Annotated in this window: 16 protein-coding genes; 10 read left to right on the top strand and 6 right to left on the bottom strand. The window is 48.0% G+C overall.

The window, feature by feature from the left end; all coding sequences use genetic code 11:
- Positions 1 to 10: 10 nt before the first annotated feature.
- Entirely contained in the window at positions 11 to 1,291 is a 1,281-nt protein-coding gene (locus QZT80_RS26040) for a PepSY domain-containing protein (RefSeq protein ID WP_295129207.1), read from the bottom strand.
- Between the two features lie 135 nt (positions 1,292 to 1,426).
- Positions 1,427 to 2,776 (bottom strand): nucleotide disphospho-sugar-binding domain-containing protein, encoded by a 1,350-nt coding sequence (locus tag QZT80_RS26035; protein WP_295129205.1) that lies wholly within the window; start codon positions 2,774 to 2,776, stop codon positions 1,427 to 1,429.
- 120 nt (positions 2,777 to 2,896) lie between these two features.
- Between QZT80_RS26035 and QZT80_RS26030 the strand changes: the two genes are divergently transcribed.
- The 3 genes from QZT80_RS26030 to QZT80_RS26020 all read left to right on the top strand — a co-directional run bounded on the left by QZT80_RS26030 (position 2,897) and on the right by QZT80_RS26020 (position 5,078).
- The gene (locus QZT80_RS26030) at positions 2,897 to 3,361 is read left to right on the top strand and encodes a GNAT family N-acetyltransferase (RefSeq protein ID WP_295129203.1); all 465 of its coding nucleotides are present in this window, start codon (positions 2,897 to 2,899) and stop codon (positions 3,359 to 3,361) included.
- Between the two features lie 898 nt (positions 3,362 to 4,259).
- Positions 4,260 to 4,580 carry a hypothetical protein gene (locus QZT80_RS26025; protein ID WP_295129200.1) on the top strand — a complete coding sequence of 107 codons (321 nt, stop codon included), beginning with the start codon at positions 4,260 to 4,262 and terminating at the stop codon, positions 4,578 to 4,580.
- 81 nt (positions 4,581 to 4,661) lie between these two features.
- The gene (locus QZT80_RS26020; protein WP_295129198.1) at positions 4,662 to 5,078 is read left to right on the top strand and encodes a hypothetical protein; all 417 of its coding nucleotides are present in this window, start codon (positions 4,662 to 4,664) and stop codon (positions 5,076 to 5,078) included.
- 404 nt (positions 5,079 to 5,482) lie between these two features.
- On the opposite strand, the gene QZT80_RS26015 is transcribed toward QZT80_RS26020, so the two are convergent.
- Complete coding sequence (locus QZT80_RS26015) at positions 5,483 to 6,619, bottom strand: FAD-dependent monooxygenase (protein WP_295129196.1); 1,137 nt, start codon at positions 6,617 to 6,619, stop codon at positions 5,483 to 5,485.
- Between the two features lie 66 nt (positions 6,620 to 6,685).
- A complete protein-coding gene (locus tag QZT80_RS26010) occupies positions 6,686 to 7,252 on the bottom strand; it encodes a cyclic nucleotide-binding domain-containing protein (protein WP_295129194.1) in 567 nt (188 codons plus the stop codon).
- 126 nt (positions 7,253 to 7,378) lie between these two features.
- Here QZT80_RS26010 and QZT80_RS26005 point away from each other — a divergent pair, with 126 nt between their 5' ends.
- The 7 genes from QZT80_RS26005 (at position 7,379) to QZT80_RS25975 (ending at position 14,615) form a co-directional block, all read left to right on the top strand.
- Positions 7,379 to 9,172 carry a long-chain fatty acid--CoA ligase gene (locus tag QZT80_RS26005; RefSeq protein ID WP_295129192.1) on the top strand — a complete coding sequence of 598 codons (1,794 nt, stop codon included), beginning with the start codon at positions 7,379 to 7,381 and terminating at the stop codon, positions 9,170 to 9,172.
- A gap of 344 nt (positions 9,173 to 9,516) precedes the next feature.
- Positions 9,517 to 10,176 (top strand): MarR family winged helix-turn-helix transcriptional regulator, encoded by a 660-nt coding sequence (locus QZT80_RS26000; protein WP_295129190.1) that lies wholly within the window; start codon positions 9,517 to 9,519, stop codon positions 10,174 to 10,176.
- Positions 10,177 to 10,227: 51 nt separating this feature from the next.
- Positions 10,228 to 11,739, top strand: coding sequence for an NAD(P)/FAD-dependent oxidoreductase (locus tag QZT80_RS25995; RefSeq protein ID WP_295129188.1), 1,512 nt, complete (start codon positions 10,228 to 10,230; stop codon positions 11,737 to 11,739).
- Positions 11,736 to 12,581, top strand: a complete 846-nt coding sequence (locus tag QZT80_RS25990) for a phytoene/squalene synthase family protein (protein WP_295129186.1) — start codon at positions 11,736 to 11,738, stop codon at positions 12,579 to 12,581. The genes QZT80_RS25995 and QZT80_RS25990 overlap by 4 nt, the downstream gene beginning before the upstream one ends.
- A gap of 11 nt (positions 12,582 to 12,592) precedes the next feature.
- Positions 12,593 to 13,072, top strand: coding sequence for a sterol desaturase family protein (locus QZT80_RS25985; protein WP_295129184.1), 480 nt, complete (start codon positions 12,593 to 12,595; stop codon positions 13,070 to 13,072).
- A complete protein-coding gene (locus tag QZT80_RS25980) occupies positions 13,050 to 14,198 on the top strand; it encodes a lycopene cyclase family protein (protein ID WP_295129182.1) in 1,149 nt (382 codons plus the stop codon). The genes QZT80_RS25985 and QZT80_RS25980 overlap by 23 nt, the downstream gene beginning before the upstream one ends.
- 30 nt (positions 14,199 to 14,228) lie before the next feature.
- The gene (locus QZT80_RS25975; RefSeq protein WP_295129180.1) at positions 14,229 to 14,615 is read left to right on the top strand and encodes a VOC family protein; all 387 of its coding nucleotides are present in this window, start codon (positions 14,229 to 14,231) and stop codon (positions 14,613 to 14,615) included.
- On the opposite strand, the gene QZT80_RS25970 is transcribed toward QZT80_RS25975, so the two are convergent.
- Positions 14,612 to 15,064: a response regulator gene (locus tag QZT80_RS25970; protein WP_295129178.1), complete on the bottom strand. Its 453-nt coding sequence runs from the start codon at positions 15,062 to 15,064 to the stop codon at positions 14,612 to 14,614. The two genes, QZT80_RS25975 and QZT80_RS25970, sit on opposite strands and share 4 nt — an antisense overlap.
- Positions 15,061 to 19,536, bottom strand: a complete 4,476-nt coding sequence (locus QZT80_RS25965; RefSeq protein WP_295129176.1) for a chemotaxis protein CheB — start codon at positions 19,534 to 19,536, stop codon at positions 15,061 to 15,063. Before QZT80_RS25965 ends, QZT80_RS25970 begins: the two co-directional genes overlap by 4 nt.
- Positions 19,537 to 19,546 lie beyond the last annotated feature (10 nt).

Raw genomic sequence — 19,546 nt, 5'->3', positions numbered from 1 at the left:
TGCTGAAGGCTTAAATTACTGCTGGTTCCTTTACTGCGGGAATAACCCTTGCTTTAGGCATTGGCTGCGCCTTTTTGGCGATTGGCTTTTTCTTTCGCCTGCCCCACCATACCAGGAAGCCGGTTACGGGCAGCGTTGCACAAATAAGGGAGGCGAAAAATGCTATTACCTTACCGGTGAGCCCCCCAATGGCACCCACGTGAATATCGTAGTTCATACGGTACAGCTTGTCCGCGAAAGATCCTTTTTCGTACGCCTGACTGTATAGCGCCTTGCTAGGCATTTCTTTCAACGAGTAACGGTCGAAGTAATGGAACTGTCTGCGGTAATAAGTACCCGCATCCGGGTTAAAGTTAACCACTATAGGGTCGGCCTTTGCACCGGGGAATGATACAGAAAGATAAGCGTACTGCCCTGCGTAATGTTTTGCCATGTCCGAAAACACTTTATCTTCTGCCTGGGCAACATGCACGATATTGGTGGTATCCGAAAACAGTTTTTCCCGTACGATGGGCCTTGATTTACCACCGGATGTAACGAAGTAACTGCCTTTGGCAAACCATTCAAATCCCCATACGAGGCCGGTTAATGCGAGTACAAGCGCCAGCAGCATTACGTAAAAACCCAGTACGTTGTGCAGGTCGTAGTTTACGCGCTTAAAGCTGGCACCCCACTTAATTTTGAAACTCTTTTCCCTGTTCGCCTTTTTCAGGTTCTTAGGCCACCACATTACCAAACCGGTAATGAGCAGGATCACGAAAATGAGAATGGCGCTGGCCACTACCACGTGCCCGATTTCAGCAGGCAGCCAGAGGTAAAAGTGGCCTTTTAGTATAAAGGCGAAGAAGTCTTTGTTAAAATCTTTTTTGCCCAGCAATTGGCCGGTGTAAGGATTGAGGTAAAGGGCGAAGAAGCCGTCTTTACGGTTGCCGTAGTTCAGCACTGCTGCTTTACCCGGACCATAGGCCACGCCGGTAATGCGCTGTTTCTCTGTTTCACCCTTTTCACCAAAGGCATATTTGGTGGCCAGCGCCTTTAATTCAGAAGGCGCCATGTAAGGTTTATCCTGCACTTCTACGAACTGGTAGGGCTGCGTAACATTGGTGATTTCACGCTGGAAGGCGTAAATACAGCCCGTAACGCTCACGATAAATACGATGATACCGCTTACCAGCCCCAGCCAGAGGTGCAGCCAGGCATTTGCGCGACCGGCCAGCGATTTACCCTGTTTCTTCTTAACAGGTTGTTTATTAGCACCTTGTGTTATTTGATTCCCTTTTCCCAATTGCATAGTTATATCAGATTATCAAAAATACTGCGGACAATCGGCCCCGCTATGTCGGATCGGGAAATTATTTTACGAAAACGGGAAAACCGCTGCCAATATGATCGACAGCGGTTTCCGGAATATAATCAGCATATTGGTTCAGGAAAGGGAAAACTGGCCAGACAGCCTGCGTACCACGGGGCCGCGTTTTTCCAGCAATTCCATGATGTATTTTTCGCAAAGCTGGTAGGTATCGTAGTTGGCGAACTCCTCGGCCAGGCGCACCACGTTATCACGGTACTCCTCTCCTTTCAGCACCTTTTCTACGCCCTGTTTCAACTGCTGTACCGTAGGCTTTTCGGTATTGAGGTTCTCTCCCAGCCCAAAATACCCGGCTCTGGCAGTAATCTCGTTTTTACCTTCGTGCAAGCCGGCCAGCACCATTGGCAAACCATGGCTGATGGCAAGCATCACCCCGCCGTAACCACCGTTGGTTACGTATACATCGGCCAGGGGCATTACCTCGTTAAAGTTGATGAAATCTTCGATCATCAGGTTCTCATACGGGAAACGCTCACGCAGTTCCTGGGTTTTTGATCCCGCAGTGGTGGCTATTACGAGGTAACGACTGTTCTTGTAGGCCTCCAGTACCGGTACGATCAGCTTTTCAACATCACGTTCGGCGGTACCCTGCGTGACCAGTATTACTTTATTGTATTGCTTCAGTTTATGCGCCAGGCTAAAGTTGCCTGCCTTCTTCAAATGTTCGGGCAGCAAAGCCCCCACAAAACGAACGTTGGAAGGCATATCGCTACGCTGATACTCAAAACCGGGTACCCCGCTCTGCAATAACAGGTCGCCCTTCTCCATCCAGCCATCGAACAGCAGGCCTTTGTAGGGCGGAATGCCGTAACGTACATACACGTCGTTCATGAAATTGCCCACTTCTTTGAAAAGAATGTTACGTGCCACCCAGCGCAGCATACGGTGTTTGGTGCGGCCGAGTACGGAATTGGCCGGGGTAAGTCCCAGGCCGGTTGGCGCCCAGTCTTTCGAGCTGGACATTAACGGGCAAATACCGATCAGTACCACCGGTACCTTCAGCGCTTCTTTAATAAGCGGCGCGCCAACAAACAGGATGTCGGCCACCAGCACGTCAAAGTCGAATTCCTCGTAAATCTCTTTAATATCTTCCGCAAACTCCGGCCCACGTAAAATGAAGATGTTCTTCATATCGTACTTCAGTTTGGCCAGTTTGCTGGTGTTTGCTTCACGGTCGGGGAATAACTCGTCCACATTTTCGATGTTCATTTCCAGCGCTCTTTTAAAGCGGTACATGGGAATGCCCATCTTCTGTATCTTTTCTTCATACTGTTTACTGGTGTACCAGCGCACATCGTGGCCCTGTTCAAGCAGGTGGGCAGCAATACCGGTAAGCGGATTAAAGTGACCATCGGCGGCCATGTTGGCAAAGAGGATCTTTTTTTTGTTTGTGTTTTGGGGTTGCATATTAGTTAACGTTTAACGGGTACAAAATAAGCACGTAAAATCCGCCTCACACTCAGTTGTGTTGACGATTTACTGGATTACGTGTTTGTACTTAGCTTTGCTTTTATAACTTTGCTGTCCATGAATATCAGACCCGTTCAGGAAAGGGATTTCCCTGCGATCATTACCTTACTCAACGACTTTGCGGCCTTCCAGAAAGTGCCGGGGGCCGTCCACAATTCGGTGGAGCAGATGCAGCGCGAGCAGGAGCATTTTAAATGTTTCGTGGCCGAAGATGAGCAGGGCGGCATTGCAGGCATCGCCTCCTACTTCATTGCCTATTATACCTGGGCAGGTAAATCGCTGTACCTCGACGATCTTTATGTAGCCCCGGCCTTCCGCGGCCAGCACATCGGGAGCCGCCTGCTCAATGCTGTTTTCGACGTGGCCCGCCAGCAACAATGCAACCGCGTGCGCTGGCAGGTAAGTAACTGGAACCACGATGCCATCGTCTTTTACCAAAAATGTGGCGCTCATATCGAAGATGGTATCCTCAATTGCGACTCCGGCCCCGATGTAATCGCGAATTTCAATTTAACCATTTAACCAGCTTCATTTCCCCTGACCCGCCCCCCGTTGTGTCACTCCCTTCAGCGGCCGTATCACTTATGGGCGTTTTACACTATTGTCGCAAACACACCCGCAGGTACTAAAACATGCCTCACCGTCCGCTCACCGTCCGCTCACCGTCCGCTCAGGTGCCGCTCAGGTTATATCCACGTTACATCTATCCTCCATGTTAGTACCTACATAAGTAGTGGCCAAACACTGCTTTCAAACGTCATTTGCGGTGCATGAGATCCACGCGATGTACCTGCTGTTACCGTGGTGTACACGCCGTACCGCAAATCTAAAGGTCACTCCCTTCAGCAGTCAGGCTATTGAACCCGTTGCGTCCCGGTATTTTAGCCCGAACAGCCCGCATACTCTAATACCATGCGTTAATAAACCATCATAGTAGGTATAATAAAGCCGCATGCCTTGGGGTATGCTGTCGTCTTACTGTTATCATACTGTTGTAACGCTGTTATAATGCACCGGCACCAGGAGTACACCAGGAAAACATTAGGAAAACACCAGGATAACATTAGGATAAGCATGTGTCAGCAAAATACCTGCAAGCCATGTGCAAAGGATGTAGCAATGCTTTTACGAACTAAGAAAACACATCGATACATCACACTCAAGTATGTATACATACCTTTTATAAAACAATTTGTTTATTAGTATGCTGATGCTGCGTTAGTGGTAGAGACCGGGGCCACCAAAGGCTGATCAGTAGCGTGTTGCAGTTGAAGGGAGTGACACAACGGGGGCTTGTTAGTATTACTGATGCTGGTCCCTGATTACCTGTTTAAACACCTAAAAGAATTATAGACTTGCCGTTGGTATTATCATCAAATACACTAAATTAGTTGTACTAACTATTAAACCATATACAACTATGATTGCTTTCACTTCATTGCTCGTGCTCGCGATAGTATTTTTCGTGGCACACGTTGCTCTCCTTTTTACATCTTTCGGTAAAACCGGTTTTAACAGGAAAAAGTATTTCTGGTCGCACCTGACGCTTTGGATTACTGGTATTATTGCTTACCTGGTGACTGTATTGTACGCAGGTAAAGGCATGAACGAAACTGTGGACCTTTTTGATACGGGCGGCAAACAGGCGCTGTTGCTGCTGGCAACGGTGGTACTGTCTGTAGTGGCCCATACCATTGTGAAACTGTTTATTCTGCCAAAGTATGTTCCGCAAAAATCTTAGTTTTCTCACATCACCACAATCAGGGGGCGTAACTTAGGTTACGCCCTTTTTGTATACTTTTGTACCGTCATCCCTAATTGTATGCCTTTGAACAGCATTCGTAAATTCTTCTCCAAGCCTTATAACTGGCTGCTTATATGCAGCCTGATACTGGTAGCGTGGCCCTTCAGCGGAAACAATGTGGCTGTACATTTCGCAGACACTTACTTCGTACTGTCTGCAGGATATTTTTTTATACCTATCGCTATTCTCATTATTGTATTGTGGCTGATGTACAGGCTCACGAACAGGCTGATGTTCAGTAAAATACTTAGTTATGCCTCCATCTTCATGGTGTTTTGTTTCTTCGGCATACTATTTTCTGTGTGGCTGGTTGATAGTATGAGAATCCTCATCAATCCGGAACTGGCTGTACTTTTTTCGATATACCTGTTGCTGGCGGCGCAACTGGTATTTATTCTTAATCTCTTGCTTGGTGTAATAAAAGGGAAACGATAATTTATGCGAAACTTCTTGTCCAAACCGCACAATTGTTTACTGTTGACTATCCCGGTACTGCTTGTAATACAGGTGTTGGGAATATTGAAAGTCATATTATACCCTCCGCCCTCCGCGAGCATGTGGTGCATCTGTTTGTTCCTGCTGCTTTGGCTAATAGCCAGTAGAACAAGTCCGTTTATGTTCAGTCAAACACTTAGCTGGATATCGGTGGGGACGTTAGTTGTGTCTATCTTTATATTCCTTCTTCTTACATTCACATCGAATGCCGGCATGTATACGCCATTACACATTAACCTGATGTATGCAAGCATTTTTTACCTTCCTGGAGTGGCGCTGCTTATAACTATCCTGAACCTCGCCATGGGGCTTCCTGGAAGAAAAAAACATCCCGAAAAAGGAATTTAAAAATCCACCGTATATAACTTCTCAAACTGCTTCATTCTTACCGATTCGGGTAAAGAACTTAACACCATGTTGCGCATGGCGATGAGCCAACTGTTTTCCAGTTGTGCGGCACGGCCTACCTGCCTCGATTGTTTGATGATATCATTGGTACGCTGCAGCCTGCGTTTTTCGAACGCAGGGAATGCAGCTTCATAGTTCCGGTGTTTAGCCATTTCTTCGGCCAGCACTACCGCATCTTCAATGGCCTGACAGGCACCCTGGCCCATGTTTGGCGTGGTGGCATGCGCGGCATCGCCGAGCAATAACACATTACCGTAAGCAAATTGTTTTAAGGGGCGCAGGTCGTAGATGTCGTTGTGCAGTAACTGTGCATCTTTAGTTTGCGCGAGAATAGATGGAATTGGATTGTGATAATGGCGGAAATGGAAATAGATGTCCTCCACTTTAAACGCGGTGTACTTAGCATCGTCGGCGTGGGCATTAATGCAGGCGAACCAGTAAATGCGGTTGTTGCTGAGCGGGATAATACCCACGCGGCCTTTAGCGCCCCAGGTTTCAGTAGCCCCCAATGGTGCCTCGCCGGCATTGTCGATTACGGCACGCCAGCAGGTGTAACCGGAGTAACGCAGTTTAGCCCCGGGCACTATCCTGTTACGTACTACCGAGTTGATACCGTCGGCCACGATAAGGCAGGCCGTGTTGTGGTAACTGCCATCGGCAAACTGCAGGCGGATGTTTTTGCCAGTGCGTGTAATATCAATGGCCCGTTTGCCGGTGAATATACATTTCGGATCGAGTTCAGACAGTAAAGCCAGGTGCAGTTCTGCACGATGAATAGTGAAATTGTCGAGGCCATACTTATCACCGATAACGGCACTATCGTTTTTAGAAATAACTTTACCCTGCTGGTTAAGAATGCTGAAAAAGGGCCATTTAGCGCCGAGGGAGATCACTTTTTCTGCTATACCCAGTTGCTGGAAAGCTTTGATGGCATTGGGGGCTAATCCGAGGCCAGCGCCTACGGCTTTAATTTCGGGGGCGGCTTCAAATACTTCAGTGTTAAAGCCTGCTTTTTGAAGTGCGATGGCGGTGGTGAGTCCTGCTATTCCTCCGCCCAGAATCGTAATTTTCATGTTGAGGTTATTGATAACGACGCAAAGGTGACACAAACAAAACTAATTCTACTTTACATATGATAATTAATCCATCGTAGCACGCAAACGGCTTAAACTCACCGGTGTAATACCTAAATAAGATGCCACGTACTTGAGGGGAGCGCGGTTTAGCAGGCCGGGGTACTTTTTATCGAGTTCCTGGTAACGTTCTTTGGCTTCGTGGAAGCGGATAGACTGAATACGCTGCTGCCCTTCCAGGAAACCGTAAACGGCCATTTTTCGCCCGGCACGTTCTATATCGTGGTGTTCATAACTCAATCGTTCGAGTGCCTCCACTGAAATGCTATATACCTCGCTGTTTTCGAGCAGCTGGATAGCTTTTTGGGACGACTGGCCTGTGAACAGGCTTTCCACACCACCTATAAACTGCTGATCGATAGCGAAATAATCGGTAACGTCCAGTCCTTTGTGGTAATAATATACCCGGGCCAGGCCCTGCCGGATAAAATACAGGTGTCGCGATACGCTGCCAATTTCCAGCAAATGTGTTTGGCGTTGCCCACGTATTTTTACTACCTCTGCATCTAAAGCAGCAAGGGAGGCGGGTGATAGCGGGCTTATGAAATGAATGGCTGCAGTTAACGGGGTCATTGCATCATCGGTTAGGCCGCAAATATATAAAATATACCCGTGAAGGTTTAACGAGTTTTAACGTTATTACTGCACTATACAAGCAATAAAATTTATATCTTTCCGTGTAACAAATTCCCTACGTTTATGTTAAAACCGTACAGACTGTTCGACGCCGTTGCATTTCAACTGGAAAAGTTCCCTAAGCAGGAAATGATCGCTGCAAAAATTGATGGCGTTTGGAAACCTTACAGCACAGCGGCTGTAAGTGATATCACGAACAGGTTAAGTGCGGGCCTTCTGCAACTGGGCGTAAGCGGTAACGATTTTACCCCCGAAGGGGCCGATAAGATCGCGATTATTAGTAATAACCGTCCGGAGTGGCTGCTTACCGACATTGCGGTGCAGCAAACAGGCGCCATATTAGTGCCCATCTATCCTACCTGCAGCGCGCAGGAACTGGAATTTATATTTAACGATGCCAGCATAAAATACGTATTCGTAAGCAGCGAAGAGTTGTTATTAAAGGTGCGCAGCATCAGCAATAACGTGCCCAGTTTACGTAACATTTATACATTCGACGAAACGCCGCAGGCCGACCATTGGACGAAGGTGTTAGCCGCCTCCACGCCCGAACTGCTGGCGAAAGTAGAAGAAGTAAAAGCAAAAATAGACTGGGAGCACCTGGCAACCATCATCTATACCTCCGGCACCACCGGTCAGCCGAAAGGCGTAATGCTTACGCACCATAACATTATCAGCAACATCTTCTTTTCCAAAGAAAGTTTTCCGTTCGAAGATTCACCGGAGTCGAAAGTGCTTAGCTTTCTGCCGTTAAACCACATCTTCGAAAAAACAGTTACTTACATCTACCTGTTTAGCGGCATTAGTATTTATTACGCCGAAAGCATGGATAAGATAGCCGATAACCTGCGCGAGATAAAACCCGATGGCTTTACCACGGTGCCACGGCTGCTGGAAAAGGTGTTCGAAAAGATTATGAGTAAGGGCAATGAGTTAACCGGCATTAAACGCAAACTGTTTTTCTGGTCGGTATCGCTGGCCGGCAAATACGATAATAAAAAGGATTTTGGCGCCTGGTACAACTTCAAACTGAAGCTGGCCAACAAACTGGTATTTTCCAAATGGCGCGAAGCACTCGGCGGCAATATCAGCTTTATTGTAACCGGCGGAGCGGCCTGTAACGAAAAGCTGTTACGCATTTTTAACGCCGCGCAAATACCCGTGTTCGAGGGGTATGGTCCTACGGAAAACAGTCCCGTTATCAGCGTAAACCGTAAAATACCTAAAGAAGATAAGTACTTTGGCACTACGGGCCCCATTATTAACGGGCTGGCAGTAAAACTGGCCGAAGATGGGGAAATACTGGTGAAAGGGCCCACCGTCATGAAAGGCTATTACAAACGCCCCGACCTCACCGCCGAAACTGTGATTGATGGCTGGTTACATACAGGTGATATTGGTGTGTTTATAGACAACCGCTTCCTGAAAATCACCGACCGTAAAAAAGAACTGTTTAAAACCAGCGGAGGCAAATACGTAGCGCCGCAGCCCATCGAGAATAAATTAAAAGAAAGTCCTTTTGTAGAGCAGGTGATCGTAGTAGGCTCCGAACGTAAGTTCGTTGGCGCACTCATCGTTCCCTCCTTCTCCATGTTAAAACAGTGGATGCCGCAGAACGGGTTAACCTTTACCACCAACGAAGCCGCCATCCGGGAACAAAAGGTGCTGGACATGTATAAAGACCTGGTTGAAAACTTCAATAAGTACTTTAACCACGTAGAACAAATCAAAAGGTTTGAGCTGCTGCCGAGGGAATGGAGCATCGAAACCGGGGAAATGACACCAAAACTGAGCCTGAAGCGAAAAATAGTAATGGAAAAGTACCGCGACTTCATTGAGCGCATCTATAACCTTTAATCCTAATTTAATTTCCGTTAACAATTTGAAGTATCAATTTGCCATGTGGAGTCATTAACTTTCCAATGAAGTAATGAGACCCCTGGCGTACGTGTATAAAGACAAAACTGAGGTCCGCGTTGTAGAAAGTGGCAATAACCCGCTACAGCATTGTATTTGAACCACCCACACGGGCCTGGCGTTGTAGCCGGAAGCTAAGATATCAACCGTTGTTCACTTTAGTATACACCTGCCATCTGGCATGAAAACATAGTTTAAGACAATACAAACAGTATAGTACAATACTAAATAAGTAAATTTTTAGTATTTAATCATACCAATTAAAATATTAACTACCTTTAATTATGAATTATGCATTGCTTAATTCCCTGGTCGCTCAACTCGAAGCTTTCGAAAAGGAGCATCAAGCTGGCGCACAGACCGACATTGCAGATTTTGCAGCATGGCTGGGGAATAGAGTGTTGAGGGAACGGAAGGGTGTGAAGCAGGCCGACAATACCGAATTAGACGTTAGCATCGAAACCGAGATCGGCAGGAAGGTGATTAAGTTGAACAGGTACGTCAGGCTCTATTCCAGGAATGCGCTGCAGCATACACAGATCCAGAGTTCCGAGGAATTCAGTTACCTGGCTACATTGCTAAAGCATGGCCAGTTGAAGAAAACGGAACTGATCACCAAGAATATACACGAGAAGCCTACCGGCATGGAGATCATCCGCCGTCTGTTAAATGCGGAGTTGATAGACCAGCAGGACGATCCGGCTGACCAGCGTAGTAAAATACTGAAACTGACGCCCAAAGGTCGGGGTGTATTATTCCAGGTGTTTAAAAAAATGGAGAAGGTAAGCACCCTGGCATCAGGCAACCTTTCCAGGGAAGAAAAACACGACCTGTTGTACCTGCTTAGTAAACTGGACGATTTTCACGACCACTTGTTTACGACAGACCGTAAAAACATTTATGCAGACCTGAGAGGCGAAGGCCCGGGCAGTCCTGACGTATAGCGGCGGGGCTGGCGGGGGATGTTTTGCCCTGGTCGCCAACCCGATCGCATCATGCAAAAGGAAAATATAATCATTATTGGTAGCGGATTTGCCGGTTTATCGGCCGCCTGCTTTCTTGCCCGTAGCGGAGCATCCGTTACCGTGCTGGAACAGCATCATCAGCCGGGAGGAAGGGCCCGGCGACTGGAGGAAGAAGGCTTCCGGTTCGACATGGGGCCGAGCTGGTATTGGATGCCCGACGTGTTCGACCGCTTTTTTGCCGCCTTTGGTAAAAAAACATCCGATTACTACGCATTAGAACGCCTCTCTCCCTCGTACGATATTTATTGGGCCGATGGCCCCGTATCAGTTCCGGCCGACTACGCCGGTTTACGTAACTTATTCGAAAGCCTTGAAAAAGGCAGTGCAGCCAAACTGGATGCATACCTCGAAGGTGCCGCCTTTAAGTACAAAACAGGCATGCAACAGCTAGCCTATAAACCAGGCCGCTCGCTACTCGAGTTTGCAGACATGGGTATGCTGAAAGCCATGCTGGGCATGGATATGTTCAGCTCCATGAAAAGCCATATCGGCAAATACTTCCAACATCCCCGCCTCCGGCAATTGCTGGAGTTTCCCATACTCTTTTTAGGCGCACTGGCAGAACACATTCCGGCGCTTTACAGTTTCATGAACTATGCCGACATACAACTAGGCACCTGGTACCCCAAGGGCGGTATGTACAGCGTGGTGGAAGCCATGTATACACTCGCATTAGAACTGGGGGTTGATTTCCGCTTCTCAGAACAGGTGAAAGCTATTGAAATGGAGAATAACGGCCGCGCAGGAAAAGTGAGAACGGCAGCTAACTGCTACAATGCTGATGTGATAGTAGGCGCGGCCGATTATCATTTTATCGAAACGCAATTATTGCCCGAAGCTGCACGTTCCTATAGTACGTTATACTGGGAGCGAAGAGTGATGGCCCCCTCCTGCCTTATCTACTATGTAGGCATCAATAAAAAGCTGAAAAATGTCAGGCATCACTCCCTGTTTTTCGATGTACCGTTCGATGCACATGCAGCGGAAATTTATACGCAACCTCAGTGGCCGACAGACCCGTTGTTTTACCTGAGTATAACTTCGCAAACCGACAACACCGTGGCTCCGCCCGGCCATGAAAACCTGTTTTTGCTCATTCCTGTTGCGGCGGGCCTTACCGGCGATGATGAAGCCCTGCGCAAACGATACTTCGATAAAGTGATAGGCCGGCTCGAACAACAACTGGGTGAGCCCATAGCACCGCATATCGTGTACTATAAAAGTTACGCGGGTTCCAACTTTATGCAGGACTACAATGCCTTTAAAGGCAATGCTTACGGGCTGGCCAATACCATCAGGCAAACCGCGCTACTCAAACCTTCGATGCACAGCCGTAAAGTACCCAACCTGTTTTATACCGGGCAGCTTACTGTGCCCGGCCCTGGCGTTCCACCAGCTATCATATCCGGCGAAATAGTGGCCGCCGAAGTACAAAAATACCTTAGCCGCAAACCAATCGCTCAACGTAAAGCAACTGTATGAACACCGTAGCCATATACACCAACTCATCACTGGCCTGCAGCGAAATCATTACCCGGAAATACAGCACCTCGTTTTCCTGGGCTATTAAATTACTGCACCGTCAATTCCAGCCGCATATACATGCCATATATGGTTTTGTAAGACTGGCCGATGAAATTGTAGACACCTTTCACAGCTTTAACAAAACAGCCCTGCTGCACAAATTCCGCGACGATACTTTCGCCGCCATCAGCGATAATATTAGCCTGAACCCGGTGCTGCAAAGCTTTCAGAACACGGTAAACACTTACAACATCGACCATCACCTGATCACAGCATTTCTTGAAAGTATGGAAATGGACCTGGACCAGCAGGTGTATACACGTGAGCAGGAGCTTAATCACTATATCTACGGATCGGCCGAAGTAGTGGGACTCATGTGCCTGAAGATATTTTGCGAAGGCAGGCAACAGCAATACGAAGAACTGGCACCGTACGCCCGGTTATTGGGCGCCGCATTCCAGAAAGTAAACTTCCTGCGCGACCTCAACGACGACTGTGCGGGCCTTCAACGCACCTACTTCCCGGGCTTTAATTTCGAGCAGTTCGACGAGGTGACTAAAAAGGCAATAGAAGCCAGCATAGACAAGGACTTCAGGGAAGCCCTGGCCGGCATAAAAATGCTGCCGGTAAAGGCTCGTTTCGGTGTATATGTGGCGTACCGTTACTACTTATCCCTGTTTAATAAAATTAAACGCCAGCCACCCTCACTCATATTGCAGCAGCGGGTACGCGTGCATAACATGGTGAAGATTGGTATTATACTTAACGCCGGTGTACGCAACCGGCTCAATATGATTTAACTTTACGCGCAATGCAGATAGCATTTTATATATTCCTGGTGGCGGCCACCTTCTGTTTTATGGAAGGGGTGGCCTGGTTTACGCACAAGTACATTATGCACGGATGGTTGTGGTATTTGCACAAAGATCATCATCAACCCGCACCTGGCTTCTTCGAAAAGAACGATGCCTTTTTCCTGATCTTTGCACTGCCCAGCTTTTTCCTGTTCCTGTTTGGTGTAAAAGACGGGCTTAACTGGATGTTCTTTGTAGCGTTGGGCATCTTTCTGTACGGAGCAGCCTACTTTATTGTACATGATGTTATTATCCACCAGCGTTTCAAGTGGTTTACCCGCAGCAACAACAGTTATGTAAGAACCATCCGCTGGGCACACAAAATGCACCATAAACACCTGGGACCCGAAGATGGGGAATCGTTCGGCATGTTATACGTAGCACGCAAGTATTGGGAAAAAGTTAAAAAAGATAATGCAAGGCAGCACGCCATATGATTATATAGTTGCAGGCGGCGGGCTGGCCGGCCGCAGTTTGCTGTCGCACGCCATGTGGGCGGGAGCGCTGAAGGGCAAAAGGGTGTTGATGGTAGATAAAGAGGAGAAGCAGGCCAACGACCATACCTGGTGTTTCTGGGAAACAGGTGCCGGCCCTTTTGAGCCACTGGTACATCATCGCTGGGAACAGCTTCACTTTCACGATGGTAATGCAGGCTGGTTGCTGCAACTGTCCCCCCTGCAGTACAAAATGCTGAGGGCCGACGATTTTTATCAGTATACAGATACATTGCTTCGCACTTCCCGCTCAATCGAAATGGTGAAAGGCACCATCAGCGATATCACCCCTGAAGGCTGCGCGATGATAGACGGTGAGCCCGTAAAGGCCCGGTACATCTTTAGCAGTATTCCGGCCCAAACATCCCATCTGCCCAAAACCTACCATTACTTTTTACAACATTTTAAAGGCTGGATGATAGAAACGCCCATGAATTTGTTCGACACCGGTAAAGCCACCCTGATGGACTTCCGCGTATCGCAGCAACATGGCCCGGCCTTTTTTTATGTGCTGCCCGTGGCCCCTGACAAGGCCCTGGTGGAATACACACTGTTCTCTCCTTCTACCCTCAATGAAACCGATTACGACGATGCACTGCACTATTATATTACCCATCACCTGCAATGCAGCCATTACAAGGTGCTGGAGCAGGAGTTTGGTGTAATACCGATGACCGATCAGCCCTTTGCCTCTCATAATGGCAACATCATCTACATTGGTGGTGCCGCAGGGCAGATCAAAGGTTCTACCGGCTATGCTTTTCAGAACATCCAACGGCATTCGGCAGCCCTGGCATCGCTCCTGCTGAGGGAGCAGCCACCACATGTTCCCCGGTCGGGGCAGCGTTTCCGGCTGTACGACAGTGTTATGCTCCAGGTACTGGCCTCCGGCAAACTACCAGGCAGAGAGGTGTTCAGCCGGATGTTCGACCGGAATAGTACAGGCAAAGTATTCCGCTTCCTGGATAACCAAACGCGTTTTAGTGAGGAACTGGGCATTTTCGCCAGTTTGCCTAAGCGGGCATTCCTGCAGGCGGCAGCAAAAACCTTCTCCAGGCTTTACCTGTAAAGCTTATATTTGAATACAAAGTTTCGTCCTATGAGCATACGCACCCGTTTCGGCCGCGCAGTCATACTTGTGGAGGATTACGACAAGGCCTTTGAGTTTTATGAGAAAAACTTCTTCTGCCACAAAATACTGGATCATTTAACGCCGGAAGGGCAAAGGCAACTGCATGTATCGTTCCCCGGAAACGAGGAAGCAGGCATCTGTTTTTTAGATGGGAAAGCGGGTAACCAAACGGGCACGCAGCCTACGTTGTTGATTTACACAAACAATATTGAAGATTTATATACGCACGTGATAGAAAACGGGGTACGTATTATCCGGCCTCTGGAAATCAGCCGGGAGTATAGTCACTTTCATTGTGCCGACCTCTATGGCAATCAGCTGGTGCTGTTAGAACTGCCAGGCACTACCTCCTAAAGCGTATTATCTTCCAGTTCGGGAACAATTTTGAGATAACGGCTAGCCAGTTTTAAGATCATTTCCCTGAAACCCTCGAAGGAATCGGGCTTGGTGATCAGCTGTTCGGCCCCTGCTGCAATACACTCTTCAATGTTACGTGAATCGTTGTAAGTCGAATAAATGACCACGGGAATATGTTCGAACAAAGGGTTGCCTTTTACAGCTGCGAGCGTGTCTCGCCCATTCATTTTGGGCATATTCTGGTCAAGTATAATAAGGTCGGGAAGAGCTTCCACGTGTGTGTCAAGATATTGCAATACGTCAATACCGTTCTCCACCGCTTCAAAGCTAAAATCGTTGACATTGCTGAGATCATTCACTATGGCCGAAAAAATCAGCCGGTCATCTTCATCATCTTCAGCTAACAAAATCTTCCTGGATGTTATGGCGTTCGCTTTTAAAGTCATTGGTCCATGGGTAAAATGATTGTAAACTCTGCACCTTCACCTTCAATGCTATCAGCAGTGACGATTCCATTGTGCTTTTCTACTATTTTCTTCGTGATGGCAAGTCCAATTCCCGTGCCTTCAAACCTGTCCTTCGAGTTCAACCGGTGAAATAGTCCAAAAATCCGGTTTTTGTATTCAGTATCAAATCCTATTCCATTATCCTTGATAGAAATGCGGCACCAGAGGCCTTTAGGGTCCTCGGGGGCAGAAAACGACTGTTGACTTACGCGTTTGGCGGTAATGGTGATATGCGGCTGCACGTCCGGACTCGTGAATTTAAGGGCGTTACTGATGAGGTTCTGAAAAACCTGCTGTATTTGTAACTTATTCACTTTCAATGGCGGAATGGCACTTACATCGATACGCGCGTTCTTTTCGCGGATGATGACCTCGAAGTCGTCCATGACCTCGCGGATTACCTGCACCAGGTCCGTTAAACCGTAATCCACCTGGTCGGCCGAAAGTTTCGAGAAATTAAGGATATTGATTACCAGCGCCTTCATCCGGTTGGCCGACTGCATAATTTTGTCCAGATAAGTATGCGTATCGTCCGGTAATTCCCCATCATGCTTATCTTTTACCAATTTGGAGAACATGTGGATTTTGCGCAACGGTTCCTGTAAATCGTGAGAGGCTACAGAGGCGAAGAGCTGTAAATCGTTATTACTGGCCTCCAGTTCGCGGTTAATAGCGAGCAGTTGGCGGGTACGTTCCTCCACCTTCTCTTCCAGTATCGCGTTCATCACCTTCTGTTCATGAATATCGGTAGTGGTAACTACCCAGCTTATGAGGGCACCGCGCAGGTCTTTGCGGGCCTTCACCCGCATGAGGTTCCAGCGGTAGTCCGACTGCGACACCATAATGCGGATCTCACAATGGAAGTCGGCCCGTTGTTCCGTGGCCCGTTGCCAGGTTTCTTTGAGCATGGGCAGATCTTCCGCATAGATGGCCTGTTGCCAGCCATCATCCATCGCATCATCATAAAAAATACCGGTATAGAACTCAAACTGACGGTTAACGAAGTCCACATTGCCTTCCGCATCGGCCGTCCACAACATCAGGGGCATCGATTCGGCGAGAAACTGGCGGTCGGCAATATTGCTGGCCAGTTCCGTTTCTGCCTTCTTCAATGCCGTTAAGTCGAGCATAGAGCCCAGCATACGGTAAGGCACCCCAAATTCATTGTGCAACACGTATCCACGATCGAGGATATGCGCATATTCACCGTCCGCTTTGCGGAAACGGTATTCGCAGTTCCACTGGTTCTTGTTTTCGTTGATCACTGCATACAGTTCGGCCTCCGTTTGCTGCCGCTCATCGGGATGGATATTTTGTAGCCATTCCACACGGGTAAATTTGTTATTGGTGAAGCCGAACATTTTCGCAAAAGATTCGCTCCACCATATCGTATTGCTGGTAAGGTCCCAGTCCCAAAGCGTATCGTTCGTAGCACGGGCTACCAGGCGGAAACGTTCCTCGCTGAACGACAGCTCGCGGGTGCGGGCTTTCACCTTATCTTCCAGTTCGGTGTTCATTCTCTTCAGGTTCTCCTTCGCCTCGTTCAATTCACTATAACTGCGCCTTATGCGCTGTTCACCCCTTTTCTTATCTGTTATATCCGTAAAAGTGCCCACAAACCCGTCCTGCATTTTCACGGCCGTTACCTCAAACCACTTGTCTTTATCTTCAATATACAGATCGCGCTGTACGTTCCTACTATTCTCTACTACCGATATGTACTGGTCCATCATTTCCGCGTCCGCCAGTTGCGGAACGAGTATACGGAACAGTTCACCCTCGAACTTTTTGTCTACTACACCGAATAGCTTGCGTGCCATTTCATTAGCGGCGATAATCACAAAATCGGTGATCAGCCCTTTATTATCACGCTGTGCTTTAAAAGCCATTATCGCGCTGGTGCTGGAATTAAACACCCCGCGTACAATGTTGTTAAGGTCTGTGATAGTGGTAATATCCACGAAAGTGATAATAACCCCCTCATAATGTCCGTCGCGGGTTACGTAAGGCATGATACGCATCAGCAGGTGGCTGCCCTGATTCAGTTCCACCTCCTTTTCCAGCACCTCGTGGGTACGTTGCACTTGGTCTATATCCTCGAGTAACGTCTGATAACGGATGTTATTGGAGATATGAGAAATAGGCCTTCCAAGGTCACTTTCGATGAAGTTGATCATGCTTGCCGAAGCGGGATTGAACTTGCGGATGCGCAGGTTCGTGTCCAGGAATATCTGGGCAATATCAGTGCTGCGGAAGTAGTTGTTCAGGTCATCGTTCAGCTCTACCAGTTCCCTGATCTTAAGCTGGTGTTCTGTATTAAGCGTATATAATTCTTCGTTCAGCGATTGCAGTTCTTCGTTGGAGCTTTGCAATTCCTCGTTCGAAGACAGCAGTTCTTCATTAGAGCTTTGCAGCTCTTCGTTGGTAGTTTCCAGGTCTTCAACGGCTATCTGGAGGCTGTTTTTCACTTCCGCCAGTTCCGATTCGAGGTTCATGATATATTCGTGGTCCTGGCTGGTAAGCGCGGGTTGTGAAACACCGGTAGTGTTTTTATCGACCGCGAGCGCTACCGCCTTGCTCATCACCACCAGCGTGTAGTCTTCTGACACCGGCACCTGCGGATTGATGATCACGTTCATCAGCTGTGTTTCGCCGTTACGCGCAAAGGCCAGGCCTTCCAGCTTAACTTTATCACCTGTTTTCCAGGCCCTTCTTATTTCTTTATTCAGGGTGATGGAAAGGTCCTGAGGCAGCATACGTACCAGGTTAAGACTCAACGTCTTTTTCGGGAGAGAAAGCAATAGTTCATAATTGCCCATCGTTTCCCGGATCTCGAAATTCCTGTCGATATACATGGCCAGAAAACCCAGGTCGTTAGATACGACCGCCTTAACATCGTCCCATAACTCCTGTTGCCCGCGGGTTTCTCCGTCCTTAGGCCGCTTTATCTTCAAACTCTCGCCTGGCAAAGGGCCTATGCGGTAGCCATCGCTCAGGTACGGGCGCGGTTTACTTTCGCCCGTTTTACGGTAAATCTTCCATTTGGCACTCACCAGCTGCACCGTATTCTTTTCGAAGGTCGGGTTCTCACTCGGGCCAAGGAAAATGAAACCGCTTTTGTTCACCGCGAAATGCAGGATCGTAAACACGCGCTCCTGTAATACAGAGTTCATGTAAATAAGCATGTTCCGGCAGCAAACCAGGTCATTTTTTATGAAGGGTGGATCTTTAATGATATCGTGCCGCGCAAATACGATTCGCTTACGGATACGCGAATTGATCACGTAATGTTTGTTCTTCGGAACAAAGTATTTCTCCAGCAGGTCCTTACTGATATCCCGCTCAATGGAAGCAGGATAAACGCCGGCCGACGCCACTTCAAGGTTACCGGAATCAACATCTGTAGCAAATATCTTAACATCAATCCTTTTATTACTGCGGGAAATGGCTTCTTCAATAGCAATAGCTACCGAATAGGCTTCCTCGCCCGTGCTACAGGCAGGTATCCATACTTTCACCTGTTCACCATTTTCCTTTGCAGACAGGATGTTGGGCAGCACTTTTTCGTTTAATACTTCGAAGGCCTCACCATCCCTGAAAAAGCGGGTAACTCCTATCAGGAAGTCTTTGGCCAGGCTTTTAACCTCGGCGGGGTTGTGATGCAGGAAGCCCACGTAATCCTTCGCATCTTTAAAGTTCCCCATCACCACCCGGCGGCTGATGCGGCGCAGGATCGTGGGTGTTTTATAATAATGAAAATCCTGCCCGGCCTCTTTGGCGATCAGGTCAAATATCTGGATCAGCAACTCTTCATCCAGTTCTACTTTACTGAGAGAAGCGGCGGAGGGTTCGTGTATAAAAGAGAGAATGGCTTCGGGCATCTGGGCGGGCGATGTAATTACATCCGCATTTCCTGAATTGATGGCGCTATTTGGCATTCCATCGAAACGGGCGGTGTTAGGCTCCTGTACGAGTACCATACCTCCCATCTCCTTCACCTTGGATATACCTTTGGTACCATCGGTGCCTGTGCCCGATAAAATAGCCACAATAGCGCGGTCTTTTTTATCGATAGCGAGAGAAGTCAGAAAAATATCGATCGCGTTATTAGGCCCGGTATCTTTCACCTTGGTGGCCAATACCATCTTATTTTTCTTAATGGAGATAAACTTGTTATTGGGAATTACATAGATGCAGTTCTTTTGCACCGGCTGATCGTGTTCGGCCTCCAGCACTTTCATATGCGTATGCCTGCCCACCAGCTCTACCAGCAGGCTTTTAAAGTCCGGCGACAGATGCTGGATAATGACGAACGAGAGGTTTTCCGTACGGGGCATATGGTCGAAGAACTCCTGGATGGCCTCCAACCCTCCTGCGGATGCTCCCAGGGCAACTATATAATGCTGCTGCATCAAATTCAAT

The organism is uncultured Chitinophaga sp., assembly GCF_902168175.1.
In the GTDB taxonomy this organism is placed as follows: Bacteria; Bacteroidota; Bacteroidia; order Chitinophagales; family Chitinophagaceae; genus Chitinophaga.
Note: the sequence above shows the minus strand (reverse complement) of the source record. Positions and strands in the feature narration are given on the sequence as shown.

Coding starts and splice junctions, on each gene's coding strand:
- QZT80_RS26010 (WP_295129194.1), bottom strand. CDS start 7,252: ATGACCCCGTTAACTGCAGCCATTCATTTCATAAGCCCGCTATCACCC.
- QZT80_RS25995 (WP_295129188.1), top strand. CDS start 10,228: ATGCAAAAGGAAAATATAATCATTATTGGTAGCGGATTTGCCGGTTTA.
- QZT80_RS25980 (WP_295129182.1), top strand. CDS start 13,050: ATGCAAGGCAGCACGCCATATGATTATATAGTTGCAGGCGGCGGGCTG.
- QZT80_RS26005 (WP_295129192.1), top strand. CDS start 7,379: ATGTTAAAACCGTACAGACTGTTCGACGCCGTTGCATTTCAACTGGAA.
- QZT80_RS26035 (WP_295129205.1), bottom strand. CDS start 2,776: ATGCAACCCCAAAACACAAACAAAAAAAAGATCCTCTTTGCCAACATG.
- QZT80_RS25975 (WP_295129180.1), top strand. CDS start 14,229: ATGAGCATACGCACCCGTTTCGGCCGCGCAGTCATACTTGTGGAGGAT.
- QZT80_RS26015 (WP_295129196.1), bottom strand. CDS start 6,619: ATGAAAATTACGATTCTGGGCGGAGGAATAGCAGGACTCACCACCGCC.
- QZT80_RS26000 (WP_295129190.1), top strand. CDS start 9,517: ATGAATTATGCATTGCTTAATTCCCTGGTCGCTCAACTCGAAGCTTTC.
- QZT80_RS26040 (WP_295129207.1), bottom strand. CDS start 1,291: ATGCAATTGGGAAAAGGGAATCAAATAACACAAGGTGCTAATAAACAA.
- QZT80_RS25985 (WP_295129184.1), top strand. CDS start 12,593: ATGCAGATAGCATTTTATATATTCCTGGTGGCGGCCACCTTCTGTTTT.
- QZT80_RS25970 (WP_295129178.1), bottom strand. CDS start 15,064: ATGACTTTAAAAGCGAACGCCATAACATCCAGGAAGATTTTGTTAGCT.
- QZT80_RS26020 (WP_295129198.1), top strand. CDS start 4,662: ATGCCTTTGAACAGCATTCGTAAATTCTTCTCCAAGCCTTATAACTGG.
- QZT80_RS25990 (WP_295129186.1), top strand. CDS start 11,736: ATGAACACCGTAGCCATATACACCAACTCATCACTGGCCTGCAGCGAA.
- QZT80_RS25965 (WP_295129176.1), bottom strand. CDS start 19,536: ATGCAGCAGCATTATATAGTTGCCCTGGGAGCATCCGCAGGAGGGTTG.
- QZT80_RS26030 (WP_295129203.1), top strand. CDS start 2,897: ATGAATATCAGACCCGTTCAGGAAAGGGATTTCCCTGCGATCATTACC.
- QZT80_RS26025 (WP_295129200.1), top strand. CDS start 4,260: ATGATTGCTTTCACTTCATTGCTCGTGCTCGCGATAGTATTTTTCGTG.